Annotated in this window: 14 protein-coding genes and 1 rRNA gene; 12 read left to right on the plus strand and 3 right to left on the minus strand. The window is 38.2% G+C overall.

Features of this window, described 5'->3' with window-relative positions; all coding sequences use genetic code 11:
* Positions 1 to 286 precede the first annotated feature (286 nt).
* The 6 genes from ACQ5H4_RS21520 to rpsI all read left to right on the plus strand — a co-directional run bounded on the left by ACQ5H4_RS21520 (position 287) and on the right by rpsI (position 4,627).
* Positions 287 to 1,135 (plus strand): energy-coupling factor ABC transporter ATP-binding protein, encoded by an 849-nt coding sequence (locus ACQ5H4_RS21520; RefSeq protein WP_430776961.1) that lies wholly within the window; start codon positions 287 to 289, stop codon positions 1,133 to 1,135.
* A complete protein-coding gene (locus tag ACQ5H4_RS21525) occupies positions 1,111 to 1,977 on the plus strand; it encodes an energy-coupling factor ABC transporter ATP-binding protein (RefSeq protein ID WP_430776962.1) in 867 nt (288 codons plus the stop codon). The genes ACQ5H4_RS21520 and ACQ5H4_RS21525 overlap by 25 nt, the downstream gene beginning before the upstream one ends.
* Complete coding sequence (locus tag ACQ5H4_RS21530; RefSeq protein WP_430776963.1) at positions 1,978 to 2,772, plus strand: energy-coupling factor transporter transmembrane component T family protein; 795 nt, start codon at positions 1,978 to 1,980, stop codon at positions 2,770 to 2,772.
* Positions 2,773 to 2,785: 13 nt separating this feature from the next.
* Positions 2,786 to 3,526 carry a tRNA pseudouridine(38-40) synthase TruA gene (truA, locus tag ACQ5H4_RS21535; protein WP_430776964.1) on the plus strand — a complete coding sequence of 247 codons (741 nt, stop codon included), beginning with the start codon at positions 2,786 to 2,788 and terminating at the stop codon, positions 3,524 to 3,526.
* A 251-nt stretch (positions 3,527 to 3,777) separates the two neighbouring features.
* A complete protein-coding gene (gene rplM, locus ACQ5H4_RS21540) occupies positions 3,778 to 4,215 on the plus strand; it encodes a 50S ribosomal protein L13 (RefSeq protein WP_066058483.1) in 438 nt (145 codons plus the stop codon).
* A gap of 19 nt (positions 4,216 to 4,234) precedes the next feature.
* Complete coding sequence (gene rpsI / locus ACQ5H4_RS21545; protein ID WP_066058480.1) at positions 4,235 to 4,627, plus strand: 30S ribosomal protein S9; 393 nt, start codon at positions 4,235 to 4,237, stop codon at positions 4,625 to 4,627.
* 87 nt (positions 4,628 to 4,714) lie between these two features.
* Here rpsI and ACQ5H4_RS21550 read toward each other — a convergent pair whose 3' ends face one another.
* Positions 4,715 to 6,100 (minus strand): PAS domain S-box protein, encoded by a 1,386-nt coding sequence (locus tag ACQ5H4_RS21550; RefSeq protein ID WP_430776965.1) that lies wholly within the window; start codon positions 6,098 to 6,100, stop codon positions 4,715 to 4,717.
* Positions 6,101 to 6,323: 223 nt separating this feature from the next.
* Between ACQ5H4_RS21550 and ACQ5H4_RS21555 the strand changes: the two genes are divergently transcribed.
* From ACQ5H4_RS21555 to ACQ5H4_RS21565, 3 genes are all read left to right on the plus strand, one after another.
* On the plus strand, positions 6,324 to 6,767 hold the full coding sequence (locus ACQ5H4_RS21555) for a YbaK family protein (protein WP_430776966.1): 444 nt from the start codon (positions 6,324 to 6,326) through the stop codon (positions 6,765 to 6,767).
* A gap of 77 nt (positions 6,768 to 6,844) precedes the next feature.
* Entirely contained in the window at positions 6,845 to 7,567 is a 723-nt protein-coding gene (cwlD, locus tag ACQ5H4_RS21560; RefSeq protein WP_430776967.1) for an N-acetylmuramoyl-L-alanine amidase CwlD, read from the plus strand.
* Between the two features lie 121 nt (positions 7,568 to 7,688).
* Positions 7,689 to 8,744 (plus strand): Mrp/NBP35 family ATP-binding protein, encoded by a 1,056-nt coding sequence (locus ACQ5H4_RS21565; protein WP_430776968.1) that lies wholly within the window; start codon positions 7,689 to 7,691, stop codon positions 8,742 to 8,744.
* Between the two features lie 398 nt (positions 8,745 to 9,142).
* Here ACQ5H4_RS21565 and gerD read toward each other — a convergent pair whose 3' ends face one another.
* On the minus strand, positions 9,143 to 9,736 hold the full coding sequence (gerD, locus tag ACQ5H4_RS21570) for a spore germination lipoprotein GerD (RefSeq protein ID WP_430776969.1): 594 nt from the start codon (positions 9,734 to 9,736) through the stop codon (positions 9,143 to 9,145).
* A gap of 143 nt (positions 9,737 to 9,879) precedes the next feature.
* Here gerD and ACQ5H4_RS21575 point away from each other — a divergent pair, with 143 nt between their 5' ends.
* Positions 9,880 to 10,500: a KinB-signaling pathway activation protein gene (locus ACQ5H4_RS21575; protein WP_430776970.1), complete on the plus strand. Its 621-nt coding sequence runs from the start codon at positions 9,880 to 9,882 to the stop codon at positions 10,498 to 10,500.
* Positions 10,501 to 10,515: 15 nt separating this feature from the next.
* Here the strand turns inward: ACQ5H4_RS21575 and pdaB are convergent, their stop codons facing one another.
* Complete coding sequence (gene pdaB / locus ACQ5H4_RS21580) at positions 10,516 to 11,268, minus strand: polysaccharide deacetylase family sporulation protein PdaB (RefSeq protein WP_430776971.1); 753 nt, start codon at positions 11,266 to 11,268, stop codon at positions 10,516 to 10,518.
* A 128-nt stretch (positions 11,269 to 11,396) separates the two neighbouring features.
* Between pdaB and ACQ5H4_RS21585 the strand changes: the two genes are divergently transcribed.
* The gene (locus tag ACQ5H4_RS21585) at positions 11,397 to 11,630 is read left to right on the plus strand and encodes a hypothetical protein (RefSeq protein WP_430776972.1); all 234 of its coding nucleotides are present in this window, start codon (positions 11,397 to 11,399) and stop codon (positions 11,628 to 11,630) included.
* A 252-nt stretch (positions 11,631 to 11,882) separates the two neighbouring features.
* A 16S ribosomal RNA gene (locus ACQ5H4_RS21590) occupies positions 11,883 to 11,942 on the plus strand; the annotation flags it as partial.

The raw sequence follows: 11,942 nt of genomic DNA on the forward strand, positions 1-11,942 counted from the left end.
AAGCCCAACGAGTGTTACGATGAGGGTGTATGTATATGTTTTCACTTCTCGTCTAGCTCATGCGCCTTGCTCTCATTTGGAATGAAGAGGAGGCGCAGGCTTTATTTAGGAAAGAGCATTGAAATAAGAAGTCAATGAGACATTCATTCATGCCATCATACATATTATTTTTTATATTTTTACGGTGAATGGTCCGTGTCTTCACTTTCAAAGCTCGCCAAGATTGGCGAGTTTTCTTTATAATATTGGGTTTTTCTTATAGATATGAAATGGTAGTTGAGAGGAGATGAGTAATTTGGTAGCATCCATCGTTCAGATTGAGAATGTCTCTTTTAAATATGATCTTCAAGAGGAGTACGCCTTAAATGATGTCTCCTTTAACATAAATAAAGGCGAATGGCTTGCCATTGTAGGTCATAATGGATCTGGTAAGTCAACGCTTGCGAAGCTTTTGAATGGGCTTCAATTTGCCGAAAAAGGTTCCATTACAATTGGTGGAACGAAGATATCAGAAGAAACGGTTTGGGATACTAGAAAAATGGTCGGTATGGTATTCCAAAATCCGGATAATCAGTTTGTTGGTACTACCGTTCAGGATGATGTAGCATTTGGGCTTGAGAATCATGGTGTTCCTCGGGAGGAAATGATTGTCCGTGTTCAGGAAGCATTAGAGCAAGTGAAGATGAGTCAGTTTTTATTACAAGAACCTCATCATCTATCAGGTGGACAAAAGCAGCGAGTAGCTATAGCTTCTGTATTAGCTCTAAAACCGGCTATTATCGTTTTAGACGAAGCTACCTCTATGCTTGACCCAAAAGGGCGTGAACAGGTTTTAGAAACGATTCGAGAGCTTAAAAGTGATAACGATTTAACTGTTGTATCTATTACGCATGATTTAGAGGAAGCTGCCAAGGCTGACCGAATGATTGTTATGAATAGAGGGCAGGTGTATAAAGAAGGCAGCCCAAAGGAAATTTTTCAACTCGAAGAAGAGCTTATTTCATTAGGGCTGGATATTCCTTTTTCCGTAAAATTGAGCAAGAAGTTAAAAGAGTTAGGCATGACCTTAGATAAACATTATCTATCAGAAGAAGAGTTGGTGAAACAATTATGGACATCTCACTCCAAGAAGTAGAATACAAATATTCAGCAAATACACCCTTTGAACGTCTTGCTTTAGTAGATGTTTCCATTGAAATAAAAGCAGGAACTTTTTTGGCGATCATTGGGCATACGGGTTCTGGAAAATCCACGGTTATTCAGCATTTAAATGCTCTATTAAAACCGACGAATGGCAAGGTTGTCATTGGAGATCGAGTCATCACTAGCGATAAAAAGCAAAAGAACCTTAAAGAAGTTAGAAAAAGGGTCGGTATTGTTTTTCAATTCCCAGAGCATCAGCTGTTTGAAGAAACAGTAGAAAAGGATATATGCTTTGGCCCAATGAATTTTGGTGTTTCTGAATCAGAGGCAAAGGAACGAGCAAGATTTGCGATACGCCAAGTAGGCTTACAGGAGGGGGTTCTTCAAAAGTCTCCTTTTGACTTATCAGGCGGACAGATGAGAAGGGTAGCTATTGCCGGAGTCCTTGCGATGCAACCGGATGTTATTGTATTAGACGAGCCAACTGCAGGTTTAGACCCTCGTGGTAGAAAAGAAATAATGGATATGTTTTATTCCTTACATAAGGAACGAAGCCTTTCTACGATTCTTGTTACTCATAGTATGGAGGACGCAGCCCTTTACGCTGACCAGATTGCGATAATGCATCAAGGTCGTGTATACAGGAAGGGAAATCCAACGGAGATTTTCAGTGACCCTGAAGGACTATTTGAGCTTGGACTTGATGTTCCAGAGGTGGTACGCTTCCAGAGAAAGTTTGAGGCTGAATTTGGACAATCACTAGGGAAAACATGTTTAACCATCGAAGAGTTATCTGAAACGATGGTCAAACATTTGCAGGGAGGATTTAAATAGATGGATAAAATGATATTTGGTCGTTATATTCCTGCAGATTCTGTGTTGCATCGGATGGATCCTCGTTCAAAACTAGTTCTCATCTTTTTATTTGTTTGTGTGGTGTTTTTAGCAAACAATGCCCTAACGTATGGAACGCTACTATTGTATACGATTATCATGCTTTCTTTATCAAAAATTTCTATTCGGTTTATCATGGCTGGCTTAAAGCCGGTATTGTGGTTAGTTGTTTTTACATTGTTTCTTCATCTTTTTTTAACCAAGGAAGGGAATCTTCTTTTTCAGTGGGGTTGGATAGAAGTATATGAAGAAGGAATCAAGCAAGGCCTTTTTATTTCTGTGCGATTCTTTTTGCTTATTCTCATGACTTCACTTTTAACGTTAACAACCACACCTATTGAGATAACAGATGGATTAGAAGAGCTTCTTGGGCCGTTAAAGAAAGTTAAATTTCCGGTTCATGAACTTGCGTTAATGATGTCCATATCCCTAAGGTTCATTCCCACTCTTATGCAAGAGACAGACAAAATTATGAAAGCACAGTCTGCTCGAGGTGTTGACTTTACTGGAGGACCTGTAAAAGACCGTGTAAAGGCAATTATCCCATTACTTATCCCATTGTTTATTTCATCGTTTAAACGGGCGGAGGAACTCGCTATTGCGATGGAGGCAAGGGGATACCGTGGCGGAGAGGGAAGAACGAAGTATCGGCAATTGAGCTGGGGCGCCAGAGATACATCCATGCTATTGGCCTTAGGGCTAGTTACAGCTCTATTAACGGTACTACGAGCGTAAAGGTGTGATTTCCATGAAGAGATATAAGTGTAAAATATCTTATGACGGGACAGCATTTCATGGCTATCAGGTACAGCCTAATAAGCGTACAGTACAATCAGAGCTAGAGGCAGCCCTTGCAAAGCTTCACAAAGGCAGACAAGTAAAGGTGACAGCTTCTGGTCGTACAGATGCAGGAGTACATGCAAAGGGGCAAGTTATTCATTTTGACTCGAATCTAAACATCCCTTTAGCCAAGTGGCAATTAGCATTACATGGAGTTTTGCCAAGTGAGATTGCGATTTTAGCGATCGAGGAAGTGGATCAAGACTTTCATGCGCGTTTTGATGCAGGGGGAAAAGAGTATCGATATTTTATTGATAACCGGAAAATTCGTGATCCATTTCAAAGAAACTATTCGTATCATTTTCCTTACCCGTTAGACCTAGATAGCATGAAAGAGGCTAGTGCCTACTTTATTGGTGAGTACGATTTTACGAGCTTCTGTTCCGCAAAGACAGAAGTAGTGGATCGTGTAAGAACGATATACGATCTAGATATTTCTGGTGAGGGTGAACAACTAGTACTTCGCTTTTGTGGAAATGGGTTTCTTTATAATATGGTTCGGATCATTGTAGGCACCCTTATACAGGTGGGAAATGGAGAAATTACGCCTGGCTCTATCCCAGGGATAATTGAAAAAAAAGACCGAACCTTCGCAGGGAGAACTGCTCCTCCCCAAGGGTTATACCTTTGGGAAGTGTTTTATGAGTAAAATCGTAGTTATAAAGTAGAAAAGATTATTAAAAAATTTTCTATGACAACTAATCCTGGTGTAACATTTCCTTGACATCAGGGCTGAAGCAGTATATGATATCAAATGTATGTATTTTAATCCCATGATAAGCCCCGTTAACTTATTATGTCGAGATATACGTAAATCATGACTGAACACATGTCGGAACACGTGTGGAAAGCATGCCAGAACAAATTTTATGAATGTATAATTTAGGAGGGAACTATTCAATGCGTACAACGTTTATGGCTAATTCAAACAATATTGAACGTAAATGGTACGTGATTGATGCAGAAGGCAAAACTCTTGGACGTCTTGCTTCAGAAGTTGCATCAATTCTACGTGGGAAACATAAACCAACTTTCACACCACATGTTGACACTGGTGATAACGTAATTCTAATCAATGCTTCAAAGATCGAGTTAACTGGTAAGAAATTAACTGACAAGATCTACTACCGTCACACTATGCACCCAGGTGGTTTAAAAACTAGAACGGCTCTTGAAATGCGTACAAACTACGCTGAAAGAATGTTAGAGCTTGCTATTAAAGGCATGCTTCCTAAAAATTCTTTAGGTCGTCAAATGTTCAGAAAGTTACACGTATACGCTGGTAGCGAGCATCCGCACCAAGCACAACAACCTGAAGTTTACGAACTTCGTGGATAATTAAAGGGAGGGTATTATATTGGCACAGGTTCAATACATTGGTACTGGTCGTCGTAAAAGCTCCGTTGCACGTGTTCGTCTAGTTCCAGGCAGCGGTAAAATTACAATCAACGATCGTGACATCACTGATTACATTCCATTCGAAGCACTACGTGAAGTAGTAAAGCAACCATTAAACGCAACAGAAACTCTAGGTAGCTATGATATTCTTGTTAACGTTAATGGTGGAGGTTACACTGGTCAAGCTGGCGCTATCCGCCACGGTATCGCTCGTGCGTTACTAAACGTTGACCCAGAATACCGTCCAACACTTAAGCGTGCTGGATTATTAACTCGTGACGCTCGTATGAAAGAACGTAAGAAATACGGTCTTAAAGGCGCTCGTCGTGCACCTCAGTTCTCAAAGCGTTAATTTTGCGCTTATCAAGGACTCTCAACCAATGGTTGGGGGTCTTTTTGTTTTAATAAAAAAAACACCTCCTCTCTATTATATGAATGTTTACTCTGCAAAATGAACAGGTAAAGTGATCTTAACACTCGTTCCTTCCGTTTCTTTACTTGTAATTTCCATTGTTCCCGTATGTGATTCAATAATTTTAAAGCTGGTCATCATACCTAAACCCGTTCCTTTTTGTTTTGTTGTATAAAATGGTATGCCGATATTTTCAAGTAAATCTTCCGGGATGCCACAGCCTTGGTCTGTAATTTTAATAGAAACTTGCCCGTTAGGAGAACTTTCTAAAAGCACATGGATATCTCCTCCCGATGGCATGGATTCAATTGCATTCTTTATGAGGTTAATGAACACTTGTTTTAATTGATTGGCTACACAGTATACTAGGGGAATATCTTCAGCAGTAAAATGAATGTTCACTCGATTCATTAGTGCTTGTGAGCCGAGCAATGTCGTCACATCATGAAAGATCTCTGTTAGATCCTCATAGCGAAAATGCTGAACTTGAGGTTTAGCCACCATCAGTAACTCACCAGTAATTTGTTCAATGCGTGCAATCTCACCCGCCATGATTTCGTAATAGCATATTTCTTTGCTTGGGGCAGATGACATCATGATTTGGAGAAAACCCTTAAGAGCGGTAAGGGGGTTTCGTATTTCATGTGCGATCGAAGCGGACAGCTGACCAACTGCTGATAGCTTTTCAGATTTTATAAGTTGTTGCTCGGTGGCCTTCTGATCTGTGATATCCTTGGCGATCCCATATACACCTACTACCTCATGATCAACTATGATTGGAATGTTTGTTACACTCACATGAACGACTCGTCCATCTTTATGTAAAGCCTTTGTTTCATAATGTTGGGTAAATCCTGTTGCTGCCTTTTCATAGTGATTTCTGGTTCTTTGTAATTCTGCTTCTTCAACAAGGGGAAGATAAGTTAATTGGAGAAATTCCTTTTCTGAATAACCTAACAAGCGCTCCATTGCTGAGTTCACACTAAGGTAATTTCCTTCTAAATCAAAAGAGAAAACTGCGTCTGGATTTTGCTCAAATAGGGATTTATAATGTTGCTGTTTTTTGGAAGCAGCTTTCTTTTCTGCTGTAACATCCAAAAAGTACACGGAAAGGCCATTGGATGATGGATAGGCTCTTACATCAAACCAAGTATTTAGTGGAGGAAAAAAAGAATTAAATGTTACTGGTACTTGTTCATGTACAGCTTTGTAGTACTGTTCGTAGAAAGCTAAATGAACTGCTTCAGGGAATTCAATCCAAATGTTTTTACCAAAAAGATCTTCTCGATTTCGGAAAAGTAATCGGGCTGCTTCGGAGTTAATATAGGTGAAGTTCCAATTTGTATCAACCGAGAAGAAACCATCTGTTATCCGATCTAATATCTCAAGTGCATCAATTTCTAGTTGGTTCATACTAATAACCCACCCTTATTTAAATTTTACCTATCTGGTAATAAATTCTAGCCCTTGCACCATATTCCTGCATACATTTATTTCATCTATTTTAATTCCTTGTAAAATATTATCAATACATGTGTAGGAAAATTAACCAAAAAAATTGGAAGGTGAATTCAGTAGCAAATCTGTATGTCTCTCTTTTCGGCGTTAAAGAATAATCGAAAGGGGTGACGATGTAGTGAACGTAATTACAACCTTTAAAGATAAAAAACGTGAAAAACAGTTGAAATATGAAAAATCAGTCTTAAGAGAAATCTCATTGAAAATGTTAAAGGAAAGAGTCAAACAATATTTTGGTTCATCTCGTATAACGGCTAACTTACTAACACAATCAGGGATTGAAGAGGCTTGTTATGATGTAGCAATTGAAGCTTATCTTCTAGGTGCCCACTTTAGTAAATTTGGATTTTATGGAGAGTCAGTAGACAGTATTAAGGACCGATGTCATAAAGAGGAAAAGCATCTAATTGATACACTTTATAATTTCCTCCTTTATTGGGGAAAGGGAACGGAAGGAGTTTATAGTGAATCCCTTTTTTACTTATGTGAGCAGTATGTTGAAAGTTGGTGGCATGAAGGCTTTCATACAGGAGAAAGAAGACACAAACTAAGGCTTCATTAACTTAATGTTCTATAATCCCATCTTGTCCCATATATTAAATTGAATATTGGACGGATGGGAAGGACTGACGCATAGAGATGAGCAAAAGAACGAAAATCATTGCTTTTACCGTTGGACTAGTTATTTTATTTTTTATTCTTCAGTACGATTATTTTAAAACCAAAGAATCCTGGAATTCCTGGAGTCTTCCACTTTCAGGGCAAATCATCTTGCTCGACCCTGGCCATGGTGGACCTGATGGAGGAGCTGGTGAAGAGGGTGCGCTTGAAAAGGATATTGCATTAAGTGTATCGAAGAAATTACGAGACTATCTTCAAGAGCAAGGTGCTTTAGTTATTATGACTAGAGAGGAAGATAAGGACTTAGCTGAGGATGGAACTAGAGGGTATAGCAGGAGAAAAGTAGAGGATTTAAAAAAGCGTTTAGCCATGATTAATGAATCGGAAGCGAACTTTTTTGTTAGTGTTCATTTAAATTCGATACCTTCACAGAAATGGAGTGGTGCACAGACATTTTATGCACCACAGTTAAAGGACAACGCTAAAGCTGCCAAGTTCATTCAGGACGAGCTTCGAATCAATCTTGAAAATACGGATCGTAAAGCAAAACCGTTGAGCTCTGTGTATATCTTGAAAAATGCAAAGAAACCAGGGGTATTAGTGGAGGTAGGCTTTTTATCAAATCCTACAGAAAAGCAGATATTAAAGACAGAGGAGTATCAAGATAAGGTAGCAGCTTCTATTTATAAAGGAATGCTAAGATACTTCACAAATGAAAGTGAATTAATTGAAGCGGAGTAAGAAGGTGAAATAAAACCACCTTCTTTTTTTCTTATATATGAGTGTGATGCAGTTAACTGTATCTACAGAGGATTATGTTATAATAAAATATGCAAACGAATTCAAAAAGGCGGTGTAAAAGTTGTTAACAGAAGCAAAGGTGATTGAACTTCTACAAAGTATAGAGGAACCATTTTTACATAAGACATTGGAAGAGTTAAATGCCATTGAAGAAGTAAAAATTAAAGAAGAGAAAAAACATGTAAGTGTTAAAATAGGAATTGCAAAAACAGGAACAGCTGAACAGCTTCAGTTACAGATGAAAATAGTAAATCTATTAAAGGGAGCGGGTGCAGAGTCAGTCGGAATCCGTTTTTTTGAATTGCCACAAGAGACACTTGAAAAGTTCCGTTCCGCTCAAGAGGAGGAATCACAAGGTCTTTTAACTCCAGGAAGTAAGACCACCTTTATTGCGATCGCAAGTGGAAAAGGTGGAGTAGGGAAATCGACGGTGTCAGTGAATCTAGCTGTTTCATTAGCTAGATTAGGAAAAAAAGTTGGGCTAGTGGATGCCGATATTTATGGGTTTAGTGTACCAGATATGATGGGCATTACGAAACGTCCAGCTGTACGTGGTGAAAAAATCATACCGGTCGAACGCTTCGGTGTAAAAGTTATCTCCATGGGCTTTTTTGTAGAAGATAATTCTCCCATCATTTGGCGAGGACCGATGCTTGGAAAAATGCTGAACAGCTTTTTCAATGAAGTAGAATGGGGAGATCTAGATTATTTACTACTCGACTTGCCTCCTGGAACAGGTGATGTAGCTCTTGATGTGCATAGTATGCTTCCAGCTTGTAAAGAGATTATTGTCACAACTCCACATCCAACAGCTGCGTTTGTCGCTGCGAGAGCGGGTGCCATGGCTCTAAAAACAGATCATGAGATTTTAGGTGTAGTAGAAAATATGTCTTACTTTGAAAGTAAGTTAACCGGGGAAAAGGAATATGTGTTCGGCCAGGGTGGAGGAGAGAAGCTTGCTGATGAGCTTCAAACGAAGGTGCTTGGCAAATTACCTCTTGGTCAGCCAGATTGGAATGAAGACGATTTTGCCCCTTCTGTTTATCATGAAGACCATAAATTAGGTCAAATTTACAAAGAAATTGCAGGTACGATCATCGAGTCACTCAGCAAATAAGGAAAACCTCTCCGCTTGGAGAGGTTTTTTATGCAAGGAGAGCAAGTAGAGATAAAGTGCTTGTAGTTTCTGTTTTCTGGTGCTCTCTTATTAAAGATGGTTGGGGGATGGTAAGACCTGAATGAATAAATAGACGGAGAAACTCCGCCTATTTAGTAAATATTATTAAAAGGAGCTTATATAGACGGAGAGATTCCGCCTATTGACTCGAAAAACTCGAAAATGGTTGATTTTGCTGTGCATAAGCGGAAAACCTCCCCTTATTTTCCCTGAAAACGGGCTCCATTCTTTAATTAACCGGAAAATCTACGCTTATTTTTATAGTAAGACTGTCATTTCTGCACGTATTTTAAGAAAAGCACTAGAACCACCTTTTAATTAAGCGCAGACCTGCTTTTCTATGCCCCCGTACCTTCTTCTTTTGCTTCTTCCTTACTTCCGCTTTGTTCCGCTACCTCTTCTACAGCTTTTAAAATAAGATCTTGAATTTTTGCTTTAAATAATGGACTCTCAAATGTTTCGGTCATAACCGCTTGAACATGCTTTCTGTATTCGGCACTTTTTAAAATGGTTGTTACTTCTTTTTCGAGTTCCGGGTCTTTTAGTACATCAATCATCATGGTTCGATACTCTGGATCCTTCATTAGATCTTTTAAAAGGGTTTCATTTTCTGTTCTCATGCTTTTTGCTACACTTTCAGAGAACTTTGGATCTTCAAATGACTTCTTCCAGAATGCTGTCCCCTGGTCTGAGGTTAATGCCTTTTCTACTGTATCTGATACAACTGCTTGGTCCATGATCAATGTTTCCTTCATGGTTTCATCATTCATCACATCTTTTATGGCTTTTTTTCCATCATCTGTTTTTAAGATATCAACTACCATTTTTTTTGTTTCTTCGTAATCCATTTGGCTGCTTGTGTCTGCTTCAGCACAACCAGTAAGAAGTAACCCACTTATTAAAAGAGGGAGCACTAAAGACTTTTTAGGCATGATTAACGCTCCTTTCGATAGTAACTATAGTTTATGATGAAGATAAACGACAAAAATTATACGTTTCCTGCTCGAACCTAGATTTTTCATACTTTGGTTGGTACAATCAATAAGGAATGATTACATAATTGGGGGAAATTACGTTGAATAGCCGTAACTTGGTAAGGATGTTTTTCTCGACGCTTTTAATCGGGGGAATTACAACAGGAATCGTTGGCTTTATTGTTCGTTGGAAAGAATTCGAGCCGTTTTTTACTGATTTTCAGATGGTTGAAATATTATCAATCCTAGCGTGGTTAGTAGGGGTTGGATTGATATTTAGCCTTATTAGTCAAATGGGCTTCTTTGCTTACTTAACGGTCCATCGTTTTGGTTTAGGTATATTTAAGTCTGTAAAGCTTTGGAATAGTGTACAAGTGGTACTTATCATCTTTGTTCTTTTTGATTTAGTTTATTTACGTTTTAATGCTTTTTCTGAAAAAGGAGATAGTTTTGTTCCTTATTTAGGACTTGCTTTATTCATCGCTGTTTGTGGGATTATTGCGGCATATTACAAAGCGAGACTAACAAATAAAGAAGCATTTATACCTGCGCTCTTTTTTATGATTGTTGTTACAGTTTTAGAATGGGTACCCATTCTTCGAGTAAATGAAAAGAGTTGGTTGTACTTAATGATTTTCCCTTTGCTTATTTGTAATGCCTATCAGTTATTAGCATTACCCAAATTTATTTCAAATAGTGCAAAGAGCAAAAAAGCCGTCTAAATGAGACGGCTTAATTTATTTTATTTCTTTTGAAGAGGAGGTAGCGTTTGCTATCATTTCGGAGACAGATACAAGTTTTAATCCTTTTTTATTAATATCATCAATAATAGATGGAAGCGCAGCGGCTGTCTGTTTGGCAGAATCTGATGCATGAAGGAGAATAATATCCCCCTTGGTTGCTTTCGCTGCATTTTCTTGAATGATCTCGACACCCGGGTTAGTCCAGTCTTTTGAGTCAATACTCCAATGGATCACGGTAAGTCCAAAGCGGTCAGCTACCTTTAAGGTTTTTTGGTCAAAGTGACCTGTAGGTGCTCGTAATAGTTTTATATCCTTTATTCCGAGTTTCCTAAAGGCTTCTTGAGCCCTTGCGATATCCTTTACCATTTTATCTTCTTCTAGTTCGGTATAATCTTCATAATTATATCCAAGCATTCCAATCTCGTATCCCTCTTTAACAATTCTCTCCACAATATGTGGGTGTCTTTCTGCCCAAGAACCTGATAAAAAAAAAGTCGCTGATTTTACATTTTTACTTTTTAAAACATCTAAAATCGGCTCAGCTTTTTCATCACCCCAACCAATATTAAAGCTAACAGCTAAGTCCTTTTCGCCCTTATAGACTGCCTTTGGACCGTCTTTCCCTGAAAACGCTGGTACATTTACGTAATTTTCTAAATACAAAAACCAGGCTGTGAAAAATGCTGCGACTCCTACAAGGATAAATTGTTTTAATGATTTGCCATTTAACACATAGAAAAATTTCATCCTCTCACCTCGTCCCAAAACACTACTTGTCTCAAATCTATTCAAAAAGAATTAGTTTTATGCTTATAAAATGGTGAAATTAGGAACACACTACAATAACTAAATTGTTAAAGGAGTGTATATGTTTTATGCTAGGATTGTTAATCAATGTGAAAGAAGTCAAAGAGATAGAGTACCTTATAAAGAGAGAAATGGATGAAATTTTGTTTGATTTAAAAGATGAGCGAATTGATCATGTTGTAAAGAGAGCTATGGAGGAAAGATACAAAATTCTATTTACGCTGTTTAAGCGTGTAGCGCCAGCAAAGGAATGTCTAAAGTACACAAGGTCTGCCAATCAAAGAAAAGAAAAGAAAGGATAAAAACTGTTGACATTATTTTTAAACCTTGTTATATTAATAAACGTCGCTGCAGAACAACGAACTTTAAGAAAAAATACTTTTAAAAAATGTTGACGAGCGATTGGTTAAATGGTATATTGATAAAGTCGCTTTTGAGCGATAGAGAACCAAGTTGTTCTTTGAAAACTAAACAAATCATACGTCAACAAATAAATGATTAGTGTTGAAAAACACACTAGCCAACGTTTTAACTTTAAGAGCTAATCTTACTCTTTATTGGAGAGTTTGATCCTGGCTCAGGACGAACGCTGGCGGCGTGCCTAATACATGCAA

It is taken from the genome of Bacillus coreaensis (assembly GCF_050586445.1).
Taxonomy (GTDB): Bacteria; Bacillota; Bacilli; order Bacillales; family Cytobacillaceae; genus Robertmurraya_A; species Robertmurraya_A coreaensis.

Coding starts and splice junctions, on each gene's coding strand:
- ACQ5H4_RS21585 (WP_430776972.1), top strand. CDS start 11,397: ATGCTAGGATTGTTAATCAATGTGAAAGAAGTCAAAGAGATAGAGTAC.
- ACQ5H4_RS21530 (WP_430776963.1), top strand. CDS start 1,978: ATGGATAAAATGATATTTGGTCGTTATATTCCTGCAGATTCTGTGTTG.
- pdaB (WP_430776971.1), bottom strand. CDS start 11,268: ATGAAATTTTTCTATGTGTTAAATGGCAAATCATTAAAACAATTTATC.
- truA (WP_430776964.1), top strand. CDS start 2,786: ATGAAGAGATATAAGTGTAAAATATCTTATGACGGGACAGCATTTCAT.
- cwlD (WP_430776967.1), top strand. CDS start 6,845: ATGAGCAAAAGAACGAAAATCATTGCTTTTACCGTTGGACTAGTTATT.
- ACQ5H4_RS21550 (WP_430776965.1), bottom strand. CDS start 6,100: ATGAACCAACTAGAAATTGATGCACTTGAGATATTAGATCGGATAACA.
- ACQ5H4_RS21525 (WP_430776962.1), top strand. CDS start 1,111: ATGGACATCTCACTCCAAGAAGTAGAATACAAATATTCAGCAAATACA.
- ACQ5H4_RS21520 (WP_430776961.1), top strand. CDS start 287: ATGAGTAATTTGGTAGCATCCATCGTTCAGATTGAGAATGTCTCTTTT.
- gerD (WP_430776969.1), bottom strand. CDS start 9,736: ATGCCTAAAAAGTCTTTAGTGCTCCCTCTTTTAATAAGTGGGTTACTT.
- rplM (WP_066058483.1), top strand. CDS start 3,778: ATGCGTACAACGTTTATGGCTAATTCAAACAATATTGAACGTAAATGG.